The sequence below is a fragment of the Pseudomonas graminis genome, assembly GCF_004364335.1.
Taxonomy (GTDB): domain Bacteria; phylum Pseudomonadota; class Gammaproteobacteria; order Pseudomonadales; family Pseudomonadaceae; genus Aquipseudomonas; species Aquipseudomonas graminis_D.
The window spans coordinates 160,519-186,572 of the sequence record NZ_SOCR01000008.1 but is presented as its reverse complement, the minus strand read 5'-3'; the positions used below and the strand labels follow the sequence as shown (position 1 = coordinate 186,572).

Annotated in this window: 21 protein-coding genes and 1 riboswitch; of the genes, 6 read left to right on the top strand and 15 right to left on the bottom strand. The window is 59.0% G+C overall.

Translation table 11 applies throughout. The annotated features are described in order from the left end of the window. The first annotated feature begins 4 nt into the window (after positions 1 to 4). Positions 5 to 601, top strand: a complete 597-nt coding sequence (locus EC919_RS16885) for a YceI family protein (RefSeq protein ID WP_133775571.1) — start codon at positions 5 to 7, stop codon at positions 599 to 601. A 225-nt stretch (positions 602 to 826) separates the two neighbouring features. Here the strand turns inward: EC919_RS16885 and EC919_RS16880 are convergent, their stop codons facing one another. From EC919_RS16880 to ahcY, 4 genes are all read right to left on the bottom strand, one after another. Further along, a complete protein-coding gene (locus EC919_RS16880) occupies positions 827 to 2,764 on the bottom strand; it encodes a DEAD/DEAH box helicase (RefSeq protein WP_133775570.1) in 1,938 nt (645 codons plus the stop codon). Between the two features lie 278 nt (positions 2,765 to 3,042). After that, on the bottom strand, positions 3,043 to 3,852 hold the full coding sequence (locus EC919_RS16875) for a substrate-binding periplasmic protein (RefSeq protein WP_133775569.1): 810 nt from the start codon (positions 3,850 to 3,852) through the stop codon (positions 3,043 to 3,045). 153 nt (positions 3,853 to 4,005) lie between these two features. Further along, positions 4,006 to 4,854: a methylenetetrahydrofolate reductase [NAD(P)H] gene (metF, locus tag EC919_RS16870; RefSeq protein WP_133775568.1), complete on the bottom strand. Its 849-nt coding sequence runs from the start codon at positions 4,852 to 4,854 to the stop codon at positions 4,006 to 4,008. Between the two features lie 189 nt (positions 4,855 to 5,043). Further along, positions 5,044 to 6,453: an adenosylhomocysteinase gene (ahcY, locus tag EC919_RS16865; RefSeq protein ID WP_133775567.1), complete on the bottom strand. Its 1,410-nt coding sequence runs from the start codon at positions 6,451 to 6,453 to the stop codon at positions 5,044 to 5,046. Between the two features lie 21 nt (positions 6,454 to 6,474). Continuing rightward, a riboswitch (S-adenosyl-L-homocysteine riboswitch) is annotated at positions 6,475 to 6,583 on the bottom strand. Between the two features lie 196 nt (positions 6,584 to 6,779). Between ahcY and EC919_RS16860 the strand changes: the two genes are divergently transcribed. Beyond that, positions 6,780 to 7,184, top strand: a complete 405-nt coding sequence (locus EC919_RS16860; protein WP_133775566.1) for an acyl-CoA thioesterase — start codon at positions 6,780 to 6,782, stop codon at positions 7,182 to 7,184. A gap of 78 nt (positions 7,185 to 7,262) precedes the next feature. Here EC919_RS16860 and otnI read toward each other — a convergent pair whose 3' ends face one another. The 6 genes from otnI to EC919_RS16830 all read right to left on the bottom strand — a co-directional run bounded on the left by otnI (position 7,263) and on the right by EC919_RS16830 (position 13,626). Further along, positions 7,263 to 8,054: a 2-oxo-tetronate isomerase gene (gene otnI, locus EC919_RS16855; protein WP_133775565.1), complete on the bottom strand. Its 792-nt coding sequence runs from the start codon at positions 8,052 to 8,054 to the stop codon at positions 7,263 to 7,265. Positions 8,055 to 8,075: 21 nt separating this feature from the next. Continuing rightward, positions 8,076 to 9,533, bottom strand: a complete 1,458-nt coding sequence (locus EC919_RS16850) for an SLC13 family permease (RefSeq protein WP_133775564.1) — start codon at positions 9,531 to 9,533, stop codon at positions 8,076 to 8,078. An 84-nt stretch (positions 9,534 to 9,617) separates the two neighbouring features. Then, positions 9,618 to 10,280 (bottom strand): aldolase, encoded by a 663-nt coding sequence (locus tag EC919_RS16845; RefSeq protein ID WP_133775563.1) that lies wholly within the window; start codon positions 10,278 to 10,280, stop codon positions 9,618 to 9,620. Further along, positions 10,277 to 11,569 carry a 3-oxo-tetronate kinase gene (gene otnK / locus EC919_RS16840; RefSeq protein ID WP_133775562.1) on the bottom strand — a complete coding sequence of 431 codons (1,293 nt, stop codon included), beginning with the start codon at positions 11,567 to 11,569 and terminating at the stop codon, positions 10,277 to 10,279. The genes EC919_RS16845 and otnK overlap by 4 nt, the downstream gene beginning before the upstream one ends. A 10-nt stretch (positions 11,570 to 11,579) precedes the next feature. After that, a complete protein-coding gene (gene ltnD, locus EC919_RS16835; RefSeq protein WP_279587549.1) occupies positions 11,580 to 12,602 on the bottom strand; it encodes an L-threonate dehydrogenase in 1,023 nt (340 codons plus the stop codon). A gap of 202 nt (positions 12,603 to 12,804) precedes the next feature. Beyond that, positions 12,805 to 13,626, bottom strand: a complete 822-nt coding sequence (locus tag EC919_RS16830) for a DeoR/GlpR family DNA-binding transcription regulator (RefSeq protein WP_133775560.1) — start codon at positions 13,624 to 13,626, stop codon at positions 12,805 to 12,807. Between the two features lie 254 nt (positions 13,627 to 13,880). Here EC919_RS16830 and EC919_RS16825 point away from each other — a divergent pair, with 254 nt between their 5' ends. Continuing rightward, positions 13,881 to 14,267: an MAPEG family protein gene (locus EC919_RS16825; RefSeq protein WP_074886691.1), complete on the top strand. Its 387-nt coding sequence runs from the start codon at positions 13,881 to 13,883 to the stop codon at positions 14,265 to 14,267. A gap of 186 nt (positions 14,268 to 14,453) precedes the next feature. Here the strand turns inward: EC919_RS16825 and EC919_RS16820 are convergent, their stop codons facing one another. The 3 genes from EC919_RS16820 to EC919_RS16810 form a co-directional block, all read right to left on the bottom strand. Beyond that, positions 14,454 to 14,873, bottom strand: a complete 420-nt coding sequence (locus EC919_RS16820; protein WP_133775559.1) for a DUF1090 domain-containing protein — start codon at positions 14,871 to 14,873, stop codon at positions 14,454 to 14,456. A gap of 57 nt (positions 14,874 to 14,930) precedes the next feature. After that, positions 14,931 to 16,613 (bottom strand): NAD-dependent DNA ligase LigB, encoded by a 1,683-nt coding sequence (gene ligB / locus EC919_RS16815; protein WP_133775558.1) that lies wholly within the window; start codon positions 16,611 to 16,613, stop codon positions 14,931 to 14,933. 454 nt (positions 16,614 to 17,067) lie between these two features. Beyond that, on the bottom strand, positions 17,068 to 19,551 hold the full coding sequence (locus tag EC919_RS16810) for a DUF2599 domain-containing protein (RefSeq protein ID WP_166650572.1): 2,484 nt from the start codon (positions 19,549 to 19,551) through the stop codon (positions 17,068 to 17,070). Between the two features lie 389 nt (positions 19,552 to 19,940). On the opposite strand from EC919_RS16810, the gene EC919_RS16805 reads away from it, so the two are divergent. After that, positions 19,941 to 20,351: a hypothetical protein gene (locus EC919_RS16805; protein ID WP_133775556.1), complete on the top strand. Its 411-nt coding sequence runs from the start codon at positions 19,941 to 19,943 to the stop codon at positions 20,349 to 20,351. A gap of 421 nt (positions 20,352 to 20,772) precedes the next feature. Then, entirely contained in the window at positions 20,773 to 21,393 is a 621-nt protein-coding gene (locus tag EC919_RS16800; RefSeq protein WP_133775555.1) for a LysE family translocator, read from the top strand. Positions 21,394 to 21,491: 98 nt separating this feature from the next. On the opposite strand, the gene metK is transcribed toward EC919_RS16800, so the two are convergent. Both metK and EC919_RS16790 read right to left on the bottom strand, forming a co-directional pair. Then, positions 21,492 to 22,682: a methionine adenosyltransferase gene (gene metK, locus EC919_RS16795; protein ID WP_133775554.1), complete on the bottom strand. Its 1,191-nt coding sequence runs from the start codon at positions 22,680 to 22,682 to the stop codon at positions 21,492 to 21,494. Positions 22,683 to 22,699: 17 nt separating this feature from the next. Next, a complete protein-coding gene (locus EC919_RS16790) occupies positions 22,700 to 23,698 on the bottom strand; it encodes an ArsR/SmtB family transcription factor (protein ID WP_133775553.1) in 999 nt (332 codons plus the stop codon). A 258-nt stretch (positions 23,699 to 23,956) separates the two neighbouring features. Here EC919_RS16790 and tkt point away from each other — a divergent pair, with 258 nt between their 5' ends. Further along, positions 23,957 to 25,954 (top strand): transketolase, encoded by a 1,998-nt coding sequence (gene tkt / locus EC919_RS16785; protein WP_133775552.1) that lies wholly within the window; start codon positions 23,957 to 23,959, stop codon positions 25,952 to 25,954. Positions 25,955 to 26,054 lie beyond the last annotated feature (100 nt).

The following is a 26,054-nucleotide window of genomic DNA, read 5'->3' as shown; positions in this document are numbered from 1 at the left end:
ACGTATGTTGAAAAAAACACTTGCTGCACTGGCCCTCGGTACCGCTTTGCTGACTGCCGGTCAGGCGATGGCTGCTGACTACACGATCGACAAGGAAGGCCAGCACGCCTTCATCAACTTCAAGATCAGCCACCTGGGCTACAGCTTCATCTACGGCACGTTCAAGGACTGGACCGGCACATTCAGCTTCGACGCCGCCAAGCCTGAAGACAGCAAGATCAGCATCGACCTGAAGACCGCCAGCGTCTTCACCAACCACGCTGAACGTGACAAGCACATCAGCAGCAAGGACTTCCTGGACGTCGCGACCTATCCTGACGCCAAGTTCGTTTCCACCAAGGTCACTAACGTCGGCAAGAATGCTGACGGCAAGACCACGGCTGACGTGATCGGCGACCTGACCCTGCACGGCGTGACCAAGCCGGTCACCGTCAAGACCACCTTCCTGGGTGAAGGCAAGGATCCATGGGGCGGCTACCGCGCTGGCTTCGAGGGCACCACCTCGATCAAGCGTTCTGATTTCGGCAAGATGATGGACCTGGGTCCACAGTCCGACACCATGGACCTGATCATCTCGTTCGAAGGCGTCAAAGCCAAGTAAGACGAGTTGTTGTGGTGATAAAGCGCCGACCTTTGGGTCGGCGTTTTTGTGTCAGTGGGACCGGCTTCAGCCGGGAAGAGGCCGGTGCATCCGGCATGACTTTTACAGTGAGACGATTGACGTCTTCCCGGCTAAAGCCAGTCCTACTGGTGCAGGCGATCCAGGCAAAAAAAAACGCCCCGAACCAGTCGGGGCGTTTTATTGGCTGCGAACAACCGGCGCTGCTTAACCTTCGCGGTTGCGGGTCAGCAGGGCGGGTTTTTCACCGCGTGGGCGGCTTGGCAGTTGATCAAGTTGTTCAGCCGAAGGAAAACGATCGCCCTTGGACTCTTTGTGCATGATCTTCGGCGCGGGCTGACCGTCGCGAGGCCCGCGAACCGCTGGCTCCTGACGCGCTGGCTGGTCTTCGCGTGCCGGACGACGAGCACGAGGCTGGTCATCGCGACGAGCCTGACCGTCACGGCCGGAACCGTTGCGGGGGCCGCTGCGTTTGGCCGGGGCACCGGCGCTGTCGGTGCTGGCGGGAGCGCCAGTGGCCGAGCCGCTGCCTGAACCACCGCGTGGACCGCTACGGCCTGGCGCCTGACCACGCGGTGCCGGTGCGGCACCTGTGGCAGGAGTGCCTGGACGACGGCCGCGGCTCTGGGTCTTGTTCGGATAAGGGCTGACGTAGTCGGCGCGGTTGCCGAAATTGTCCACTTCATCATCCAGGAACTCGTCGGGTGCGCGATTCGCGCCCGCGCCCGCGCCCGCGGCCGCTGGCTGCGACTGGCGTGACTCGCTCGACGCGGTGCCCTGACGCGGCTTTTGCGGGCGTGCCGGACGGGCCGGGCGCTCGCCCGAGGGTGCGGCCGCTGCCGATGCCGGCTTTTCCTTGCCCTTGTCTTTGCCTTTGTCCTTGCGACCGCCACCACCACCGCCGCCATTCGGACCGTCGCCACGCGGGCCACGGGCATTGCGCGGGTTACGCACGTCCGGACGCTCGCGGACTTCCGGCTTCTCGGCTTCAACGGCCGTGATGTCAAAGCCCATCAGATCGCCGTCGGCAATCTTCTGCTTGGTCATGCGCTCGATGCTTTTCAGCAGCTTCTCTTCGTCCGGTGCAACCAGCGAGATCGCCTCGCCGCTACGGCCAGCGCGACCGGTACGACCGATGCGGTGCACGTAGTCTTCGTCGACGTTAGGCAGCTCGAAGTTGACCACGTGGGGCAACTGGTCGATGTCCAGGCCGCGGGCAGCGATGTCGGTGGCGACCATGATGCGAACGGTCCCGGCCTTGAAGTCAGCCAGCGCTTTGGTGCGCGCGTTCTGGCTCTTGTTGCCGTGGATCGCCACAGCGCTCAGGCCGTGCTTATCCAGATACTCGGCCAGGCGGTTGGCGCCATGCTTGGTGCGGGTAAACACCAGCACCTGTTCCCACGCACCTTGAGTGATCAAGTGCGCCAGGAGCGAACGTTTATGGTTGGCCGGCAGGCGGAACACGCGTTGTTCGATGCGCTCGACCGTGGTGTTCGGCGGCGTGACTTCGATGCGTTCCGGGTTGTGCAGCAGTTTGCCAGCCAGCGCGGTGATGTCCTGCGAGAACGTTGCCGAGAACAGCAGGTTCTGACGCTTGGACGGCAGGCGCGCGAGGACTTTCTTCACGTCGTGAACAAAGCCCATGTCGAGCATGCGGTCGGCTTCGTCCAGCACGAGGATTTCAACGTGGGACAGATCGACGCTGCCCTGACCGGCCAGATCGAGCAAACGACCCGGACAGGCGACCAGTACGTCAACGCCGCGCGCCATGGCCTGAACCTGCGGGTTCATGCCGACACCGCCGAAGATGCAGGTACTGACGAACTTGAGGTTCTTGGCGTAGATCTTGAAGCTGTCGTGGACTTGAGCGGCCAGTTCACGAGTCGGAGTCAGGACCAGAACGCGCGGTTGGCGCGGGCCGTGACGCTGGGATTTGTCCGGATGACCGTTGGGAAACAACCGCTCCAGAATAGGGAGGGCGAAACCACCGGTTTTACCAGTACCTGTCTGGGCGGCGACCATCAGATCGCGGCCTTGCAACACGGCGGGAATGGCCCGCTGTTGCACTGGGGTAGGCTGGGTGTAGCCAGCAGCCTCGATGGCGCTGACTAAAGCCTCGGAGAGACCGAGGGAAGCAAAGGACATGAGTAATCCTGTCTTGAGTTGGGGCCATAGAGGCCCAAATAGGGATGATCTTCCAGGCGCAGACTAAAGGTTCTGCACGTAACGTGAATGCGCTCGACCCTGCTGCGGTCATCGCACAGTCCTTGGAAGGTGCAATGGCGTCCGGTCCTGTGGAGGTCTGTAAGTTCAACTCGGGGCAGGGGCGCAAAAAGTGCGCTGCTGACGTGTTCGAGAAGTCTTCTGTGAGACCGTGCACCCGGGCGCAAGCCTGGCGGGGACGCCGGAGTATAACAGAGCAATCACAACGCGCCGCTTTCCTGCTGCTCAACGGTTTTATCGACACTTTCCGCCGATTCTCCAGGAAGTGTCGTCGGCATTTCCCCGGTGTACCGCTCCACCAGTTTCGCGTACGCGGGTTCGCGCTTGAAACGCTTCAGTTCTGCGCTGAACCGCCGGGCCAGCAGGTCCATGCCGGCGTTGCGGCGCAGCGCCAGGTACTGCCCCCGATGATTGAGCACGTTTGGCAACTGACTGACCTGGTCTTCCAGCTTGAGCCGCTCGATCATCTGCCGCCCCAGCAGGCGATCGGTGATCATCAGATCGATGCGGCCGCGAATCAGTTTGCCGAAGTTCGCTTCATGGCTCGGCGCAGGCTCATGGATGAACGCCGTTGAGCTGTCGAACTCCGGGCTGTATCGATAACCCGGAGAGACGCCGACGGTCAGCCCGTGTAGATCTTCCATGCCATTAAAAGCATGGGGCCTGGCATTGGCTTGAAACAGCACCCAGTCGATGCTCGACAACGGTTCGTCCGGATACAACAGCTCCGCGCGCGCCTCGTCCTTGTTTATATCGAGAACGCCGTCTGCCTCGCCTTCACTGAGCATCATCAGGCAGCGTTTCCAGGGGAGAAACTGCCACTCGACGTCGATGCCCAGGCGTTCGAAGACAATCGCCGTGGCGTCGTAATCCAGCCCTGAGGCGTGGTTGTCGTCCACGATGACGTAGGGGGACCAGGGTTCGGTGACGATCCGCAGTTTTTCGCCCAGCGCGCTGAAGCTCAGGCAGGTGAGAAGGGCAGCAGCGGATATGGAGAGGATGGGCGGCATGCGCGCGAGATTACGACGCGAGCTAACTAAATAGAAGCAGTGATTCTCAACAAAAACAGAAGGCAGGGCTCAACGGCGGGCCTGGCAGGCCTCGTTGTGACGAAGCCTGCCGTTGACGCCGTTGCGCGGTTCAATCCGTTCGAATTGAAACCGTTATGACGCAGAGAGATTCAGATTGTTCCAGACCGCCAGGCTCGGTTCAGCCTGATTCAGCGTGTAGAAATGCAGACCGGGGGCGCCGCCGTGCAGCAGTCGCTCGCACATTTCGGTGATGACCTGCTCGCCAAACGCCTGAATGCTTGCCGTGTCATCGCCATACGCTTCCAGCTGCTTGCGAACCCAGCGCGGGATCTCCGCACCGCACGCGTCGGAAAAGCGCGCCAGTTTGCTGTAGTTGGTGATCGGCATGATGCCTGGCACGATCGGGATATCAACGCCCATCCTCTGTACGCGCTCGACGAAGTGGAAGTAGCTGTCGGCGTTGAAGAAGTACTGGGTGATCGCACTGTTGGCGCCGGCGTTGGCCTTGCGCACGAAGTTTTTCAGATCGTCTTCGAAGTTGCGCGCCTGCGGGTGCATCTCGGGGTAGGCGGCGACTTCGATGTGGAAATGATCGCCGGTTTCTTCACGGATGAAGCTCACCAGGTCGTTGGCATAACGCAGCTCACCGCTGGCCATGCCCATGCCGGAGGGCAGGTCACCGCGCAGGGCAACGATACGTTTGATACCGGCTTGCCGGTACTGCGTCAGCAAGCTGCGCAGGTCGGCCTTGCTGTCACCGACACACGACAGGTGCGGTGCAGCGGGGACGTGCACTTCTTTTTCCAGCTGCAGCACGGTATTGATCGTGCGGTCGCGCGTGGAACCTCCGGCACCGTAAGTGCAGGAGAAAAAACCGGGGTTGTAGCTGGCCAGCGTACGCGCCGTGGCAAGCAGTTTTTCATGACCAGCGTCGGTCTTCGTCGGGAAGAATTCGAAACTGTAGCTACGGTCTTGGGACATGGTCATAACCTTGGAAGCTCAAAAGCCTGACGCGAACCCTGTAGGAGCCGGCTTGCTGGCGAAAACGACAGTTGGGTCGACATCGAGGTGTCTGACCTGACGCTTTCGCCAGCAAGCCGGCTCCTACAAGTTGCGGCCGTTCATGCGGGGTCAGCGTGCCCGAAATGACGAGCACGCCCCGCAGACGTATCAGTAGCGGTAAGCGTGCGGCTTGAACGGACCTTCGACGGTCACGCCGATGTAGTCGGCCTGGGTCTTGGTCAGCTTGGTCACGACGCCGCCGAAGCCACGTACCATTTCCAGGGCCACTTCTTCGTCCAGCTTCTTCGGCAATACTTCAACGGTCAGACGCTCGGCTTTCTGGGCAGGGCTCAGGTCAGCGTACTTCTGGTTGAACAGGAAAATCTGCGCCAGCACCTGGTTGGCAAACGAGCCGTCCATGATGCGGCTCGGGTGACCGGTGGCGTTGCCCAGGTTCACCAGACGGCCTTCGGCCAACAGGATCAGGTAGTCGTCGTTCTGAGGATCGAACGCGCCAGCGCCGGTGCGGTGGATCTTGTGCACCTGCGGCTTCACTTCTTCCCATGCCCAGTTCTTGCGCATGAAAGCGGTGTCGATTTCGTTGTCGAAGTGACCGATGTTGCAGACCACTGCGCGCTTTTTCAGCGCTTTGAGCATGTTGGCGTCGCAGACGTTGACGTTACCGGTGGTGGTGACGATCAGGTCGATCTTGCCCAGCAGTGCTTTGTCGATGCTCGCTTCGGTGCCGTCGTTCTCGCCGTCGATGAAAGGCGAAACCAGTTCGAAACCGTCCATGCACGCTTGCATGGCGCAGATCGGGTCGACTTCGGTAACCTTGACGATCATGCCTTCCTGACGCAGCGACTGAGCCGAACCCTTGCCCACGTCACCGTAGCCGATGACCAGCGCTTGCTTGCCGGATAACAGGTGGTCGGTGCCGCGCTTGATGGCGTCGTTCAGGCTGTGACGGCAACCGTACTTGTTGTCGTTCTTGCTCTTGGTGACCGAGTCGTTGACGTTGATCGCAGGGATCTTCAGTTCGCCCTTGGCCAGCATGTCCAGCAGGCGGTGAACGCCCGTGGTGGTCTCTTCGGTCACGCCGTGAACGCGGTCGAGGATGGCCGGGTATTTCTTGTGCAGCAGCTCGGTCAGGTCGCCGCCGTCGTCGAGGATCATGTTGGCGTCCCATGGCTGACCGTCCTTGAGGATGGTCTGCTCCAGGCACCACTCGTACTCGGCTTCTGTTTCGCCTTTCCAGGCGAAAACAGGAATGCCAGCAGCAGCAATGGCAGCAGCGGCCTGATCTTGAGTCGAGAAGATGTTGCAGGAGGACCAGCGTACTTCGGCACCCAGGGCAACCAGGGTTTCGATCAGCACGGCAGTCTGAATGGTCATGTGGATGCAGCCGAGAATCTTCGCGCCCTTGAGCGGTTGTTCGCCAGCGTACTTGCGACGCAGGCCCATCAGGGCTGGCATTTCGGATTCGGCGATGATGGTTTCGCGACGGCCCCAGGCAGCCAGGGACATGTCGGCGACTTTGTAGTCGTTGAAATCGTTGGGCGTCAGTACAGCACTCATAAAGAGTCTCCATTCGTAGGGTGCGAATGGGCGCCGTTGTGCGTTTAAAGCTTGACCGGCGCAAAGCCTGATCAAACAACGCCCTCTCCGAGCCTGACAGGTCTGACCTGCTGCAGCGCCCCTCGGACAGGTGGCGGGAAAACGGTAACAAGGTGTGATGACCGTTTTTTGAAGCGGTGGCGATTATCTTTCTTTGAGCTGCAAGTGGCAAGCTGCAAGCGGCAAGCGGTAAACAACAGCGGACCTGCTTTTAACTTGCAGCTTCAGGCTTGAAGCTTGAAGCTGGGGCACATCCACCACCGCCTCCCAAACACCCCGGAGCCCCCATGAACTTCCACACACGCAAATGGGTAAAACCCGAAGACCTCAACCCCAACGGCACGTTGTTCGGCGGCAGCCTGTTGCGCTGGATCGACGAAGAGGCGGCGATCTACGCCATTGTTCAGTTAGGCAATCAGCGCGTCGTGACCAAGTACATTTCCGAAATCAACTTTGTCAGCGCCTCGCGTCAGGGCGACATCATCGAACTGGGGATTACCGCCACCGAGTTTGGCCGCACGTCCATCACCCTGACCTGCCAGGTGCGCAACAAGATCACCCGCAAAAGCATCCTGACCGTCGAGAAAATGGTCTTCGTGAATCTCGGCGAAGACGGCCTGCCGGCGCCACATGGCAAAACCGAAATCACCTACGTGAAGGATCAATTCAAGGAAGACGTGATCAACGAGTGATGGGGCAGAGGGAAACGCAGCCCGCTCCTACAATGATCTGCGCATGCCGGCCCCCAGGAGACCAGACCCTGCAACACGTTACACGGGATTAAGTACCTGCCAATCCCGCAGCCATTGCAGTCCTTCGCTGGTATCACCTTTCGGGCGGTATTCGCAGCCGACCCAGCCGGTGTAGCCCAGGCGGTCGATCTCTTCGAATAGCCACGGGTAATTCACTTCCCCCACGCTCGGCTCATGCCGGTCCGGCACGCCAGCGATCTGGATGTGGCCGATGCCGGCGAAGTCGCGGCGCAGTTTGCTGGTGACGTCGCCCTCGACGATCTGACAGTGATAGCAGTCGAACTGCACCCGCAGATTGTCGGCGCCGACTTCTTTGAGCACAGCCTGGCCCTGATCCTGACGATTGAGGAAAAAGCCCGGAATGTCGCGGGTGTTGATCGGCTCTATCAACACGGTCAGGCCAACCTTGGCCGCCTGTTGCGCCGCGAAGCTCAGGTTTTCCAGGTACACCGCGTGATGCTTCTGGCGCAGGTCTTCACTGGGCAGCAAACCGGCCATGACGTGAATGCGGTCGTTGCCCAGCACCGCTGCGTAGTCCAGCGCCTTCTGGAAGCCGTCGCGGAATTCACTCTCCCGGCCCGGCAATGAAGCAATGCCGCGCTCGCCCTTGGTGAAGTCGCCGGGCGGTGCGTTGAACAGCGCCTGGGTCAGACCGAAGTCGTCCAGACGCGACTTGATCTCCTCGGCCTTGAAGTCGTACGGAAACAGGTATTCAACGCCCTTGAAGCCGTCACTCGCCGCAGCCGAGAAACGCGCCAGAAAGTCGTGTTGCGGATACATCATGCTGAGGTTGGCAGCGAAGCGAGGCATGGTTATCTCCTATTGAAGCCGTTAGACGAAAGGCCAGAGCAGCAGCGTCATCAAGAACCCGAGCGTGCCCAGAATGGTCACCAGAAAGGTCCAGGTGCGCAGGCCGTCGGCAACATTCAGGCCCGCCAGTTTGGTGAACATCCAGTAACCGGCGTCGTTGATGTGCGACATGGCCAAACCGCCACCACCCATGGCCAGACAGAGCAGGGCCATGTGGTTGGCACTCAGGTTCAGCGTCGCGATCAGCGGGCTGAGAATGCCGGCCGTGGTTACCAGCGCCACTGTGGTCGAGCCCTGCACGGCGCGCAACAACAGCGTCAGCAGAAAGCCCAGGGCGAGAACCGGCAGCCCGGTGTTGCGCAGCGCTTCGGACACGACCGCGCCGATACCGGTATCCACCAGCACCTTGCCGAACACGCCGCCAGCGCCTGCAATCAGGATCACCATCGCCACGCCGGGCAATGCCGAGCCGACGACATCGGACACCTGACTGCGACTCCAGCCACGGCGGGAACCCAGCAGCCAGGCGCACAACAGCGTGTCGATCAGCAGGGCCACCAGCGGTGCGCCGAGAACGGTCAGTACGCTGCGCACCGTTGAGTCGGCAGGCAGCATGGTGGTCGCCAGCGTGCCCAGCAGAATCAGAATGATCGGCAGCAGAATCAGCGCGATGATGATCCCTGCACCCGGCGCCGGAGCCTTCGGCAAACGTGCCGCGAGACTGCTGGTGTTTTCTTCCAGGCCAAGCTCTTTGGTATGGGTCGCTTCAGACACCCGCGAGTAATCGTTGTTGGCCCAGGCCACCAGGTCCTCGTTGGTGACGTGGGAGCCGTACACTTCGCTGCGGATATCGTCGGTCATCGGGTAGGTCTTGCGGGTCATGCGCCCGGCAATCAGGTAACCGATCAGGCACAGAATGCCCACCATCGGCAGCCCGAACATCAACACGCGACCCAGGTCCGCACCCAGTTGACCGGCGGCTGCAACAGCGCCCGGATGCGGCGGCAGGAAGGCGTGCACCGACAGCAGCGCGGCGCACATCGGCAGCGCGAAAATCAGCAGCGGTTTACGTGCGGCACGAGCGACGCCGTAGGCCAGTGGCATAAGAATGATCACGCCCACTTCGAAGAACACCGGAATGCCAACCATGAAACCTGCGACGGTCAGGGCCAGCGGTGTGCGCCGGTTGCCGAAGCGGTTGATCAGCGTCTTGGCCAGCGCCTCGGCGCCACCGGACAGTTCGATGATGCGGCCGATCATGGCGCCAAGGGCAATGATGATCGCGATGTGGCCAAGGGTTTTGCCCATGCCGCCTTCGATGGTCGCCACCAGATCGCTTGGCTTAACCCCGGCCACCAACGCCACGATAATACTGACGAGCATCAGCGCCACGAACGGTTGGAATTTGTATTTCAGGACCAGAAGCAGCAACAGCGCAATGCCGGCTCCGGCGATGATCATGAGCAATAGAGGAGTCATGTTGTGTCCCGTTGTTATTGTTTTCCGGCGAAGCCGGTCCGCCGAAAACCGGAAGGCCGGTTTTCGATCTAAACGCCGTTGGGGTTACCAGTTCACGCCGAACGTCTGGCGCAGTTCTTCCAGCGCCGCTGCGTCCAGCGGTTCAGGTTTGGGGTTGCTCATCAACCAGAGGCGAGCCGTCTCCTCCAGCTCTTCCAGCGCATAAGAAGCCTTGGCGACCGAGCTTTCCCAGATCACCGGGCCGAGACGCTCAAGCATCACGCCGCGCACGCTGTTCGCCAGTTTCGCCACTTGTTCAGCGACGTTCGGCGAGCCGGGGCGCTCGTAGGCAATCAAGGGAATGTGCCCGACCTTCATCACCTGATACGGCGTGATGGGCGGGAGGATGTCGTCCGGTGTCCAGACGCCGGCCAGGGTCAGCGCAACCAGATGCGTCGAGTGGGTGTGCACTACGCCGCCGACGCCGGCATTGCGGTCGTAGACCTGACGATGCAGGGCCAACGTTTTCGAAGGCTTGTCCCCGGAAACCCATTCGCCGGCCAGATTGACCTTGGCGATGGCATCAGGATCGAGACGCCCCAGGCATGCGTCGGTGGGCGTGATCAGCCAGCCATCGTCGAGGCGCGCGCTAATGTTGCCCGCGCTGCCGACGGTATAGCCGCGTCCGAACAGCAGACGGCCGATGGCGCAGATTTCTTCACGCTGCTTGTTTTCAGCGCTCACTGAACTGCTGGTTACGTTGCTCATTGGGCACTCCCTGCCAGCTGCTTGAGGGCTTTATCGAAAAAGTCACGGCCGCCGAAATTCCCCGACTTCAGCGCCAGAGCCAGAGGCATCGCGCCGCTGCTGATGGTCGCCGGAACCCCCGGGTCGATCTGCGCGCCGATCTTCAGCAGGCTTACGCCCAGCGCCTGAACCACGGCGCCGGAGGTTTCGCCGCCAGCGACGACAAAGCGTTTCACGCCCGAGTCCAGCAGGCCTCGGGCGATCTGCCCCAAGGCGCCCTCGACCAGCGCGCCGGCACGTTCAACACCCAGTTTTTGCTGCACGGCTTTGACTTCTTCCGGGCTGCTGGTCGCGTAGATCAACACGGTTTGCCCGGCATCGCGAGCGAACGCCAAGGCGTCTGCCACGACAGGTTTGCCGTCAGCCAACGCCAATGGATCGATGCGCAGGGCCGGTCGGTTAGCCTCAAGCCAGGCGGCAACCTGGCCATTGGTGGCGACCGACGCGCTGCCCGCCAGCACCACTTCGCCGCCGTCGACGTGTTCAAGCTTCGCCGCGTCGATGTCACGCAACTTGCCCGCTTTGCGGAAATTACCCGGCAGACCGACCGCCAGACCCGAGCCACCGGTGAGCAGCGGCAGGTCGGCGCAGGCTTCGCCCAGCGTGTACAAATCAGCGTCCGACAGGGCGTCGGCAATCGCCATTACCACTCCGTCCGCGCGTAGCTCTTCAATGCGCGAACGCACGCCGTCGACGCCCTTGGCGATGCTGTCGTAACGCAGCAAGCCGACTTTCTGCGTGGTCTGTGATTGCAGCACGCGCACCAGATTGGCATCGGTCATCGGCGTCAGCGGGTGGTTTTGCATGCCGCATTCGCTGAGCAGTTGGTCCTGAACGAACAAGTGACCGCGGAAAATCGTGCGACCGTTTTCCGGGAACGCCGGGCAGGCCAGGGTGAAGTCGCTGTTCAGCGCCTTGAGCAGCGCTTCGCTGACTTGGCCGATGTTGCCTTTGGCGGTGGAATCGAACGTCGAGCAGTATTTGAAAAAGATCTGCTCACAGCCGCGATCACGCAGCCATTGCAGCGCGGCGAGGGATTCCTCAACGGCTTCTGCAGCCGGTGTGGTGCGGGATTTCAGCGCGATGACGATGGCGTCGGCGTCCAGTTCAGCCAGGCTGTCGGCGCTCGGGATGCCAATGCTCTGCACGGTGCGCATGCCGCCCCGCACCAGCATGTTGGCCAAATCAGTGGCGCCGGTGAAGTCATCGGCGATGCAGCCCAACAGAGGGCGCGGAGTCGTGGTGCTCATCTGCGTCATCTCAGTTGTTTTCAGGCTTGGCGGTCGGCAGTTCGATGCCCGGGAAAATCTTGATCACGGCAGAGTCATCCTCGCGGCCAAAGCCTGCGGTGGAGGCCTGCATGAACATCTGGTGGGCGGTGGACGACAGCGGCAGCGGGAATTTGCTGGCGCGGGCGGTATCGAGTACCAGGCCCAGGTCTTTGACAAAGATGTCCACGGCCGACAGCGGGGTGTAGTCCGCTTTGAGGATGTGAGGCACGCGGTTCTCGAACATCCACGAGTTGCCGGCGCTGTTGGTGATCACTTCGTACAGCGCATCGGCATCGACGCCTTCGCGCAGGCCCAGCGCCATGGCTTCGGCGCTCGCAGCGATGTGTACGCCGGCCAGCAGCTGATTGATGATTTTGACTTTCGAGCCCAGGCCGTGGACGTCGCCGAGGCGGTACACCTTGCCCGCCATGCCGTTGAGGATCGCGTCGGCCTTGGCGTAGGAATCAGCCGGGCCGGAGGTCATCATCGTCATCTCGCCAGCGGCCGCTTTAGCCGCGCCACCGGAGATCGGCGCATCGAGGTAAAGCAGGCCTTTTTCGGTAAGGCGCTGACCCAGTTCGATGGCGAAGGTCGGTGCGACCGTGGCGCAACCGATGATCAGGCTGCCCGGGCGCAGGGCGGCAACTGCGCCGTTGTCACCGAACAATACGGTTTCGGTCTGCTCGGCGTTGACCACGACGGTGATGATCACGTCACAGGCCGCGGCCATGCTCGCAGGAGATTCACAGGCAACACCGCCTTCGCTGGCGAATTGCTCGGTGACCGCCGCGCGCACGTCACAGGCATGAACGTTGAAGCCGCTGCGCAGCAAGGAGCGCGCAATGCCCAGTCCCATCGCACCCAGACCAATGACGCCGACATTCTTGTTATTCATGAATCTCTCCTCGGGTGAGCGCCGAAGTTCATCAGCACTCGAACGGTGTTTGTTCTGATCTGTTAAAGATAGTGAACCTGTGATCGGATAATGTGAAGTGCTTTTTTGGATTAACAAAAATTAACATTGCCGCGAGCAGGCGAAAAAAAAGCCCCGGTGGGCTGCCGGGGCTTTAATAGGCCTGCTTATCTAGGATGGGTACGATTTGAATCTGTAGGAGCCGGCTTGCTGGCGAACCCAGTTGATCCGTCACCAGTGCATCGCCTGATTCAACACCTTCGCCAGCAAGCCGGCTCCTACGGACTCAGGGCAATTCCAGTCAGCGAGGCATGTCCACTGACGCCAACATCAATTCCACCCCCAGCCCGCGGATGCTGTCCGCAGCCCCATGGGCGAGGCGGTCGTCGCTGATGATCGTGTCGAACTGCTCAAGACCGGCGACCTTGTACATCCCGAACGTGCCGTATTTCGTGCTGGTCGTCAGCAACACCGTGCGCGACGCCGACTGCATCGCCGCTTGCTTGACTTCAACCTTCAGCGCGGAAGGCGTGGTCGTGCCTCGCTGCAGATCCCATGAGCTGGTCGACATGAACGCCACGTCGGTTGCCAGCTGCCGCAACGTCGCCGCTGCCAGACCGCCGACACAGGACCGGTTCGGGTGGTCCAGCAGTCCGCCGGTGTGAATCACATCCACATGGGTCGCATCGGCGAGGGCATTGACCACGCCGAAATCGTTGGTGACCACGGTCATGCCCGCCAGCGCGACGATGTGCGGGACGATTTCCAGTGTGCTGGTGCCGGCGTCCAGGTACACGGTCATCTCGGGGTGCAGCAGGCTGGCGGCCAGTTTCGCCATCGCCTGTTTGTGCGGCAACTCGACCACCGCCTTGGACTGATGGCTCGGCTCGCTGTGAACCTGGCTGGCGATGCGCACCCCGCCAGTCACCGAATAGGCACGGCCACTTTGCTCAAGCAGCGCGATGTCGCGGCGAACGGTCATGTGCGAGCAGTCGAACATTTCCATGAGCTGATGCACGCTGAGCACCTGATGCTTGCGCAACTGACGCAGCATCAACTCCCGACGCTGATCGGGAATCATCGGCGCTGCGCCACTGAGGGTGGCGTCTTCTTCGCTGGACATGCAGGCTCCTGGGCTACGAAATACAGCCGAGGTCGGCCGCGTGGCTGGCATCTTAGCCAATCGAGATGGCGGTGGCAGTAACGACGAGCAATCAGCGCACGGGTTGCCTCCGTGTGATGACGACGCCTTACCGGTCCTACGATTGCATGCGTTACCTGTAAGAACCTTTCAGCGGGCCGTGGCTCTTAGCCTTTAGTTAAGTATTACTCGGGATGCTTCTGATGAAGCTCAAATTCTAAAAAAAGGATGTGGTTATGACCGTTGCTTTTTGGTGCGTGTTGATCGTGATTTTGTTGCCGATAGGGTGCGCTGGCATTGCCAAGTTCAGCAGCGGCAAATTCAGTGCACGGCACAATCATGATCCCCGGGACTTTCTCGACCGCCTCGAAGGTCTCCCGCGGCGCGCCCACAACGCGCAGCTCAATAGTTTTGAAGCGATTCCCGGGTTTGCCGCTGGCGTAATCATCGCCCACGTCGCCGGTGTCGCGCAGTTGGTCACGATCGACGTACTCGCCGTGCTGTTCGTGACCAGTCGCCTGCTCTACATCATCTTTTATCTGGCGGATCTCGCGGCGTTGCGTTCGCTGGCCTGGATCGTCGGGATGGGGCTGGTGATTGCGCTGTTTGGCGTTTCAGTCTGATCGCTCAACGGTCGGTCTGACACCCTGAGATCTTGCCAAGAAAAAGACCGTGTGGGAGTGAGCTTGCTGACGAAGAGGTCGTGACAATCTGCTAAACATTCAGCGGTTGAAACGCCGTCTTCGCGGGCAAGGTCGAGCGCCACCCCGGTCGCTCCTACAGAAAAAAACAGAGGCCCGCAGACGACCTTACTCGTCATCCTCGTCAGGCTGAACCTTCTCCAGCTTTTCCTGCTCGTCCTGCAGCTCTTTGCGGGACTCGGCCAGCTTGTCTTTACGCTTGTCGATTTTCTCCGGATCGCCCTTGCTCATCGCCTTGTTCAGATCTGCCTGGCGACGGCTGACTTCGCGCTTGGCATCCAGCACCTTCTGCTCCTGCTGCTTGACCAGATCGACGTCGTTGCAGTTGGCGTTCAACTCGCTCAAGGCTTTTTGCAACCCGGCCTGTTGATTGGTATTGCCTGCGGCCTTGGCGTTTTCGATCTGAGTGGCGATGTCCTGGCGCTTGGCGGCGCAGCCGGAAGGGTCCGGTGCCTGTTCAGCGGCGAATACCGGCGCGGCCAGAAACCCGCACGCGGTGAATGCAAAAAGGGAAGACAGGAATTTCATGAATACTCCTTGAACACAAATAGCCGCACGCTCGACACAATCATGCGGCCCTAAAAACTAAAAACCGTTGATACCTTCCTCCCGCAACTGCCTGCTCAATGCCTGCACCTGCGGGTCTTTAAAAAATGCCTGTAACTGCTTCGCTCGTCCCGAGCCAATGCCGGGTTCTGCCTGCCATTCCTCAACGCTTCGGGAGGCCAGGGCGGCCCAGGACTCACCCAGATCAATCCCCGTCGCCGGGGGCAAACCGATGGCCTTGAGCCAGGCAACAAACGGCTTTTCGCGTGAGGCGTGGAAACTTGCCAGCAGTTTAGCGCTGCTGCGCTCGCCCAGGCCGGCAATGTTAGCAAGCTGTGCACCATCGAGGGTCATCCAGTCCAGCAAACCGTTCAATTGTCCTGCCTGAATCAACTTGTCCCACGTGCCCGGTCCTACGCCGCTTAGCGCCAATCCCTTCTTCCCGCTCAGCCATTTCAGTCGTTCGCGGAACTGGCTTTCGCAGCCCTCGACCGGCTGCCAGCAACTCAGGGAATGAAAATCCTCCGCTCGCGGCACAGCTAACGGTGCGCGCTCTACGCTGCGAGATACCACCTCATCCAGACGCGGAATCGTCAGCCCGGCCAAGCTGATTGCCACCTGATCCCCAGGCCGAATGTCCATTTCCTGCCAGCGCTTCAACGAGCCCACGCTGATGCGGGCGATCATCCGGTCATCCAGTCGCACCGGTTCTATGTCAAGCACGGGCGTGATCTTGCCGCTGCGCCCGACATTGAAATGAACCTTGCGCACCTCTGCCAACGCCTGCGCAAACGGGTACTTCCAGGCCGCAATCCAGTAAGGCGCTTTCGCCTGCCAGCGCTCGGCCGACGGGCGCTCGCCCTGCCGAATAACCACGCCATCGGTGGCAAATGGCAGCGCTGAGCGATACCAATGCTCTCGCCAGTTCTTTGCCTGGGTGAAGCCCTTCAGCGGCTCACTGAAGCGTGCACTGTCCTCGAAACCCATGGCTCTAAGTCCGGCCAGTCGCTCGGTCATGTCCGATGGACCTTCCGGCCAGTCCCAGACGAACACGCCAACCTGCGCACCTTCCTCTTCACTGATGGCGTGACGCGCCAGCAAGCCCGCCACTTTGCTTCGAGCGTTCAGACTGCCGGCGTCGGCCTGAACATGATCTGTCAGCTTCCAATACAGCTCGCCTTGAAGGATCACCGTCTTTTCCCACGAGAGATGCCGAGGAACCGCCTCGATCTGGTGAGCATGCCCGGTCCAGTCCTGGCCGAAGATCCCGTCGCCCCGGCTGATGACGCTCACCAGTTTGCCGTCGACATACACCAGCGTGACCGCCACGCCATCTACTTTCGGTTGAATCCACAGATCACTTCGACCTTCAAGCCACGCCTGCACGGCGGCCTCGCCCGGCAATTTCGTCAGGCCCGTGTGGGGGATGGGATGCGCGACAGGACCGCGCGCGGTTTTCAGCGGATTGGAGGGCGACGCCGGAGTGGCGGCGAAACAGCTGCGCAGATCGGCAAGTCGCTGAACGGATTGGTCGTAGAGCTCATCGGCGACCAGAGAGACGCCTTGGCGGTGATAACTGCCGTCCCACTCCTCGATTTGCGCTTGTTGGCGGTTGAGTTCGATATGAGCCTTGGCAGGGGGCCAATCAGGGCAGCTCTGGGCAAAAGTAGAACCGGCCACCGCAAGCGCAGCAAAAAAAGTCATTATGAAAGAGGAGGGCATGGGGACGTCCTTGTCTGCGGTATAGCCCCCAAGGCTAGGCGCTGGAAGATTAAGTTTCTTGCCCGCCGTCGTTACCGAATTTTTCGATCATTTGCTAGCTTAGGTGCTCTCTTCGCAATATCCCAGCGTCGCCTAGCGTAAAGCAGGGTAACCGGCACGATCTGCAAAGCCAGTGAATGAGCTTGGCGTTGTTGATGACGTCAAGGGAAGGCCAAACAAGTCCACTGGTGCTACGCGCGAGTAGGACGGGCGTAGAGTTCGAGGATAGTTAATACCGGTTTCGCATCTTCGTGGTCTCGGCTCCTCCAAGGGCTGGGTGTTATAGGGTGCACGAAAAAACCCTTGACGACTTACATCGCCAAGGGCTGAGGCATTTCATATGCCATGGGCTGAGACGCTTGAACAAGCTGCCCCAGCGCATGCACAGCTAAACTAAGTAATGAATACCGAGGTGTCAAAAATCGCAGTTGGCTGAATCCCACCAATTCTTCCCTTTCGCCGGTCTGAGGGGCTCGAGAAGCCAGATAGGTGCTTTGCGCATCATCCACATATTACATTTTGCTTGCACCACCATCCCCTCGTCACTGCCCTGCTTCCACTGTGGATCGCCCTTGCTTAGCCGCAGCAATTCAGCCGGAATCATGTCTAAAAGCTTATTTCCCACAATAGTGTTCATGCTCAAAACCAGCTTCCGCGCGCATACCGTTGGGGTTACATACAGTGCATCCTTCTGCAAGTCATCTGCGTCTGTATACGTGTTCCATTCTGTCTTCTCAATGTATTGGTGGCAGATGTTGGGCGACTGATCGCTTGCGACGTAGCTGAAGCGCTCTGCTGCTGACGCTTTGAAATCCAGCCTTAATATGGGCAGTGTTTTTCCCGACGCGACTTTCATGCGAATTTGCAGCTCGCGGGCAGTGTACAGGCCTGATTCATTAGCGGGCCGGCGGATATCATAGAAAAAAGCGTCAATATGCGGGATAAGTTTACTGCCGTCTCCGGTGCTCGAGAGGTTCTTGAGAAGAAGTTCGTTCCAACTAAAGTATGGCCACGAAGCCCGATTAAATTTGCGTAGTTCAATCATACTGTCCCAGTATTTAGGGTATTCGGGGTCCCACGAACACTGTGCCCCATAGTGCTTGCGGGCCATAAAACCGTTCCAGTCGGCTTCTGTGCGCACATTGATTTCGGCGCAAGATCCATAAACATCCGCACGATTTCGATTGTTGAGGGTGAGCTGCTTCGAAGGGTCTTTTACGTTATCGTATTGAAAGTCGCAACCATGCCCTCCGTGTAAAACGGTGCCAGCGTCGTAAGCGTACAAACACCGCCACCCTACATCCAGAGGCTCTTTGCCGGCTGCAACAGCATCTGATGGGGCGCGGAGAATATACCCAGCAGGACCAGGAAGGCGAGGGTTTTTAACATCATCATTGTCTTGTCTTAGCCAACTGGATGAAGTTGAATCTAACGTTTGGGCGCTTGGGCTAATACTCCAGGGATCATATCGATAATCAACGGTCCTTACTAATACGCCGCTACAGTAGTAATGTCCCCGCGGGTTACCTGTCTTGTCTTCCAGGCACGGGCTGTCGGCGGTACGGATGTTTTCATAATTCGCAATGATCCTGTGCAAGATGTCTTCGGGATTTTCGCTAGCGGCCAATGCAGCGGCACTATCCGGCGCCTGTACGGCCTGCTCAGGTTCCTCATCTGGTACTCCGTAGGGATTGCACCGGACTTTGCTCATTTGTTGCGCATTTACATAGGGGCGGAAGGGTTCAATGTTCCATGAGGAATTATTTGGGTAATTGGCTCTTAGGCATTGGAGCTGAGCTTGCACGCTCTTGTCACGTGAGAGGGGCCAGTCGTCGGTCCTGTAAGCAGTGAGTTCCGCCATAGCTTTGGTTATTTCAGTGTCGCTCATCTGTTTTGCACATTCGGTCTGGGTAATAGAGAGCTGGGGCCTGTTGGCACCTATCTCCTTAACGTAAACATTCTTCACTTCGACTTTTTCAAAGTACTTGTTACAGGCTGACGAGCGTGATGGATCGATCATCTGATCCTGAGGTAGGTATTCGAATTTAGCGTCCGCGGAGCTTTTAGACGGAAGCGTCACCTTGATTACCGGTATCCATCTGTAATTGGTGCTCTTGGTATACATGTCGTTTTGGTCAAGACGAGCGCTGGCTAAGCCAACTGGCTTTGTGTATATGAACGCGAAGATAGGCAGTTTGTCCTGCTGGTTTTGGTCCCATGTGGACACTCTAATCTCGCTTTGTCTGTGAAAACTTATATCGCCGAGGAGTCCCATGGCTTCAAGCGATGTGTTGAAATTCTTGATAGCGACGCTGCCTAGTGTCGTTTTTACATCGTAGCCGCAAGAACGCTCTCGCGCCTTCTTATAGTCTTTACTCAAGGGGAATGCTTTGAATTGATTCACCCACTTCTGAGCAGTATCGACACCCGATAAGTTGCAGAGCTGTTCGGTTTCTGCAGTGTCCTTGTTATCGCCGCAACCGCTCGAATCCCGGTTGTCAGTCCAAGCATCCAGAGGGAACATGCACAGGACTTGAAGTTTTATATCGTTTGCAGCACTGGGCGCATCGCTGGGTTTAACAGCGTAGCCGTTGTACTTCAAGAGCCCTAGCCGGTCATACTTAGCGTCTTTTCGAATGTATGAAAACGACACCCCCTTATTTTTGATTGACGTTGGGCTCGGGTTCCATACATAAAAGTTTGACGAGTGTTCCGTACCTCGGAGCATTAAGCCGCTACATAAATAAGCTGGACGGTTAGGGCCGCAGTCTTGAACGGTAGAAGAATAATACTCAGCCATCTGTCGCGCAGTGTCTTCGCCAATTCCTGCGTGAGCGGTTAATATTGCTCCTACAGAGGAATACGTTACAACTGAAAGAATAGTTAGATATTTAGACATGATCATCCCTATTGCATGAATGGAGCGTCCCTGTTTTGCCTTTTCTGGTCGGCGACGGTAGTTGCAGCTTTAGGCTAGGTGTTGAGTTAGAAGAAATCCAGTGGCTTGTTTTCGATTTCTAGCTAACTTCCTGGATTTCGCGGAGTGTTTAGATTTTTTCGAGATAATTTTTGGCTTCTTACCTCCGTTTGGAATAGCTTACGAGCAATCAAGGCGTTGTAGTTGGGTAGCCGTTGAGTGCCTGACGTTGTTTTCTATGCTTATTTCTATTGGTGATAGCATTTATTTCGAAACGCGCTAATAAAAGCAATATTTTTAGGTTTGCAATAGCGTCTGCCCACCTCTAGTGTCATTGGACTGTACGAAAATTCATTCTAGGGAGAGGACAAATGAAGTTATTTTTAGGAGTGCTGGCGATGTTCCTAACAGGAGCAGGAGTGTGTAGCGCGCAGCAAGGTTTCCCCAATGCCTTGCAAAATAACGGGGCGACAACTGCCCCTGTGCTCAGCCCCGATCCGGGCGGAGCTGACGTTCAGTCAGATCTCAGTGGGGGCACCCCCCCGGAACCAATGGATGTCTGCATGCTCCAGAAAGATGAGTTTTTCAAATACGCTTTTGAAGACCTTGTCGATTTAGAGTCTCCGGGGGCTGGTTTTGATGGCAGTGAAACCATTTATTGCGACGTCGATGACGGGGAATATGACCCCAGCCTAATGTCGGCTTTTCAGGCCGCTGACACCAACGAAGACGGAGACTTGGAATTGGTCGAGTTTGATAGCTGGAAAGAGAATAACGGCTGACCGTTTTTGATGAGTGTTGCAGCGGCGCCATTGATAGAGGTGGTGCAGAAACTAAAAAGCCCCAGCGGTGTAAACCGCCAAGGGCTTTTTAAGGCGCCTGAAACTTAGGGTGGATTAGAAACCGTCAGCAGAATGCAAGCCATCGCTGCGGTCGCTTCGTACTCAGGTGAACCTGTTGAAGGTGTCGTCGCCCACAGTCTTTGTTTGCGGCGTGCGGCCGAAATGCTCGTGGACCAATTGGACGGTCGGGGGAGGGACGGCAAGACTAGGTTTTCCCGATGCGCGTTTCATCGCGCCTTGGTTACCGCGTTTGTCTCGCACCGGTACAGCCGGGCCTTTTTTCCACGCCCGGCTGTGTCTTGAGCTGGCTCATCACGAGTGCAAAATGATATTTCATCCCAGCACCAGGAGAATCGCCGCCATGGACCTGTCGACACTCGCCGTTTTCATCCCCGCCTGTTTCGCTCTGAACATGGCGCCCGGCCCGAACAATCTGCTGTCGATCAGCAATGCCTCGCGTTACGGATTTATCAGTGCCTGCTCGGGCGGCATTGGTCGTTTGCTGGCATTCGCAATCATGATTGCGTTGGCGGCGGTGGGGCTGACAGCGGTGTTGCACACGTCGGAGCTGCTGTTTCATGGGATCAAGCTCGTTGGCGCGGCGTACCTGTTTTATCTGGCGGTGCAGTTGTGGCGGGCAGCAGCTGAGGCTGAAGGCGAGACGGTGGTTGCTTCGAAGGGATTGGGGGCTTTGGCACGACAGGAGTTTCTGGTGGCTATCGGTAATCCCAAGGCGATTTTGCTGTTCACCGCATTTCTGCCGCAGTTCGTTGATCAATCTGGCGTAGTCAGCACCCAATTCGCACAACTGGGCGCGATGTTTCTGGCGCTGGAATGTATCGCCATCGCGCTCTATTGCTGGATGGGCGTGCATGCGCGTCGTCTGTTTGCCAAGCCCAGTGGCAAGCGTCTGTTCAACCGACTGTGTGCGGGGCTATTAGCCAGTGCGGCGTCGTTTTTGCTGGTGGCGCGCCGGGGCTGATCATTCCGTCAGCCGAATGCAAAAAAGCCCCTGACGACTTACATCGCCAGGGGCTTTCTTTTACCGGGAGCTGCTAAGTGCGATGCGCCCAGCGCTTTTTACAAACCTGCCGCGGCGCGCAAGGCGTCGGCGCGGTCGGTTTTTTCCCAGGTGAACGTGGTGAACGTGTCTTCGCCCACGGTCTTGGTTTGCGGCGTGCGGCCGAAGTGGCCGTAGGCTGCGGTTTCCTGGTACATCGGGTGCAGCAGGTCGAGCATGGTGGTGATCGCGTACGGGCGCAGGTCGAAGTGCTCGCGAACCAGCTGGACGATCTTGTCGTCGCTGATCTTGCCGGTGCCGAAGGTGTTCAGCGAGATCGACGTCGGCTGTGCAACGCCGATGGCGTAGGAAACCTGAATCTCGCAGCGCTCGGCCAGGCCGGCGGCGACGATGTTCTTGGCAACGTAACGACCAGCGTACGCAGCCGAGCGGTCAACCTTGGATGGATCTTTACCGGAGAACGCGCCGCCGCCGTGACGGGCCATGCCGCCGTAGCTGTCGACGATGATCTTGCGCCCGGTCAGACCGCAGTCGCCCACCGGGCCGCCGATGATGAACTGGCCCGTCGGGTTGATGTGGAACTGAGTGTCCTTGTGCAGCAGTTCGGCCGGCAACACGTGCTTGACGATCAGCTCCATCACGCCTTCGCGCAGATCTTTGTAGGACACTTCCGGGTTGTGCTGAGTCGATAGAACAACCGCGTCGATGCCGACCACGATGCCGTTTTCATAGCGGCAAGTAACCTGGGATTTCGCGTCCGGGCGCAACCACGGCAGCAGGCCGGATTTACGGGCTTCGGCCTGGCGGTGCACCAACTGGTGCGAGAACGCGATCGGCGCGGGCATCAGTTCGGCGGTTTCGTTGCTGGCGTAGCCGAACATCAGGCCTTGGTCGCCAGCGCCCTGATCTTCAGGTTTTGCGCGGTCGACACCCTGGTTGATGTCAGGGGACTGCTTGCCGATGATGTTCATCACGCTGCAGGTCGCACCGTCGAAACCGACGTCGGAGCTGGTGTAGCCGATCTCGCAGATCACGTCACGAACGATCTGCTCCAGGTCGACCCAAGCGCTGGTGGTGACTTCGCCGGCAACAATGGCCACACCGGTCTTGACCAGGGTTTCCACGGCGACTCGCGCCTGCTTGTCCTGGGCAATGATGGCGTCCAGCACCGCATCGGAGATCTGGTCGGCGATTTTGTCCGGATGTCCTTCAGACACGGACTCGGAGGTGAAAAGGGAGTATTCGCTCATCTCGACGGTTTTCCTGATTAGTACCGATGGTGAGTGTTGCCAGCCGGTCGCTGAAAGTGGCGGACCTGGATCTGGAAACCATTACGTAAGCCTATGTACAGGCTTTCCCCGGGGACCAGCCCCGCAGCGATGGCCCAACGGGCCAGATCTTCCTGTTCGAAGCCTAACCAGAGATCGCCACAGGCCTCCTTGGCCCAGCTCTGGTCATGGTTGCACAACTCTGTCACCAGCAGGCTACCGCCCGGTTGCAACAGGTTGGCCAATTGTTTGAGCGCTTCGGCGGGCGCGGCGAAATGGTGCAACACCATATTCAAGACCACGCAGTTGCCGGAGATATTAGCGTTGGTCAGTGCATCGGCCAGTTTCAGCTCGACGTTAACCAGCGCCTTTTGCGTGCAGATCTTGCGCGCCAGATCGAGCATCTCCGGGCTGTTGTCCAGCCCTGTAACGTGGCGAAAACGCCGCGCCAGATCCGGCAGAAAACCGCCATCCCCGGGCCCGACTTCTATCGCCGTGGCGTTGGCGGGAAAGCTCAGTTTGTCCAGCAACGACAGCAGGCTGTCGCGGTATTGCGGCAGTCCTGCGATCAGGTCCTGCTGGGCCCGAAACTTTTCAGCAGTGCGTGCGAAGAAATCCTGACTGGCGTTGGCCCGCTGGCGATGCACCATCCCGATCCGGGTCTGTACATCATCGGGCAGGCGCAGATTATCGGCTTCTTCCAGCATCGCCGCGTGCAGCTTGCCGCCGGTGTGTTCGGGGTGGGGCAGGGCGCGTCGATAAAAGATCGCGTTGCCTTCACGCCGCGTCGCCACCAGATCGGCCTGGGCCAGGACCTTGAGGTGATGGCTCATGCCGGACTGGCCCATGGCGAAAATCTGCGCCAGCTCCAGCACGCCGAAGGAATCATTCGAAAGCGCGCGCAAGACATTCAGCCGCAGGGGATCGCCGCCGGCTTTGCACAGGGCAGCCAGCTCGTCGCATTCATCATGGCTAATGGCAGGCACGCGAAGATTCATAAGGCAGGCAGTCTAGTTATCGACCGGACGTGTCGCAAGGGCAATATCAAAAAGTTTTGATATTGGTCGATCGGTGGCGGCACCCCGGCGCCGTGATTCTGCCGTTTGCCGTCGCCCGTTGGGTGTGGCGTACGAAAACACGTCAGCGGCAGAGGAAAACAACGATGGTGTGTGATCTGTCATTGCCCCCGGAGGGTGCCTGAGGGAAAATGGCCGCCTTTTTCCGGTCCCACTTTTATCTGCCCCAGGAGATCAGCGATGCCAAGCCGTCGTGAGCGAGCCAATGCCATTCGTGCCCTCAGCATGGATGCCGTGCAAAAGGCCAATAGCGGCCATCCGGGTGCCCCGATGGGCATGGCGGATATCGCTGAAGTCCTTTGGCGCGATTATCTGAAGCACAACCCGGCCAATCCCATGTTTGCTGACCGCGACCGGTTCATCCTGTCCAACGGCCACGGCTCGATGCTGATCTACTCGCTGCTGCACCTGACCGGTTACGACCTGTCCATCGAAGACCTGAAAAACTTCCGTCAGCTGCACAGCCGCACGCCGGGCCACCCGGAATACGGCTACACCCCGGGCGTTGAAACCACCACCGGCCCACTGGGTCAGGGTTTCGCCAATGCCGTCGGTTTCGCGGTTGCCGAGAAGACACTCGCTGCCCAGTTCAACCGCCCAGGCCACAACATCGTCGACCACCACACCTACGTGTTCATGGGTGATGGCTGCATGATGGAAGGCATCTCCCACGAAGTGGCTTCTCTGGCCGGTACCCTGCGCCTGAACAAGCTGGTCGCGTTCTACGATGACAACGGGATTTCCATCGACGGCGAAGTCGAAGGCTGGTTCACCGACGACACCCCGAAACGTTTTGAATCCTACGGCTGGCTGGTCATCCGCAACGTCGACGGCCATGACGCCGACGAGATCAAAACCGCCATCGACACCGCTCACAAGAGCGACATGCCGACGCTGATCTGCTGCAAGACCACCATCGGTTTCGGTTCGCCGAACAAGCAGGGCAAGGAAGACTGCCACGGCGCTCCGCTGGGCACTGATGAAATCGCCCTGACACGCGCCGCGCTGAAGTGGACCCACGGCCCGTTCGAAATCCCGGCCGACATCTACAGCGAGTGGGATGGCAAGGAAAAAGGCCTGGCTGTCGAAGCCGAATGGGATCAGCGTTTTGCTGCCTACTCCGCTGCTTTCCCGACTGAAGCCAACGAGCTGATCCGCCGCATGAGTGGTGAACTGCCTGCTGACTTCGCCGAGAAATCCGCCGCATACGTGGCTGAAGTCAACGCCAAGGGCGAAACCATCGCCAGCCGCAAGGCCAGCCAGAACGCCTTGAGCGCTTTCGGTCCGCTGCTGCCTGAATTCCTCGGCGGTTCCGCTGACCTGGCAGGTTCCAACCTGACCATCTGGAAAGGCTGCCGCAGCATCACCGGCGAAGACGCCACCGGCAATTACCTGCACTACGGTGTTCGTGAGTTCGGTATGGGCGCGATCATGAACGGTATCGCTCTGCACGGCGGTTTCGTGCCCTACGGTGCGACCTTCCTGATCTTCATGGAATACGCCCGCAACGCCGTGCGCATGTCCTCGCTGATGAAGAAACGCATCATCTATGTGTTCACCCACGATTCCATCGGTCTGGGTGAAGACGGACCGACTCACCAGCCGATCGAGCAACTGACCAGTCTGCGCACCACGCCGAACCTGGACTGCTGGCGCCCGGCGGATGCCGTTGAATCCGCCATCGCCTGGAAACACGCCATCGAACGTGATGACGGCCCGTCAGCGCTGATCTTCTCCCGTCAGAACCTGCAACATCAGGCCCGTGATGCCGAGCAGCTGGAGAACATCAACCGCGGCGGTTACGTGCTGCGCGACTGCAGCGGTGAGCCGGACCTGATCCTGATCGCCACCGGGTCCGAAGTCGGCCTGGCGGTTCAGGCATACGACAAGCTGACCGCAGACGGCAAGAATGTGCGTGTGGTTTCCATGCCGTGCACCAGCGTTTTCGAAACTCAGAGCGCCGAGTACAAGCAGTCGGTTCTGCCGCTGGAAGTCAGCGCGCGCATTGCCATCGAAGCGGCTCACGCCGACTACTGGTACAAATACGTGGGCCTGGAAGGTCGCGTGATCGGCATGACCACCTTCGGCGAGTCGGCACCTGCCAACCTGCTGTTCGAAGAGTTCGGCTTCACGCTGGAGAACGTTCTTTCCACGGCTGAAGAGCTGCTGGAAGACTAAGCACCACCGCGTTGCCGTGTAGGAGCGCGCTTGCCCGCGAATGCATTCTGTCAGTTGCCTGAAGTAGGGGCTGACAGGTCGCAATCGCGGGCGAGCGCGC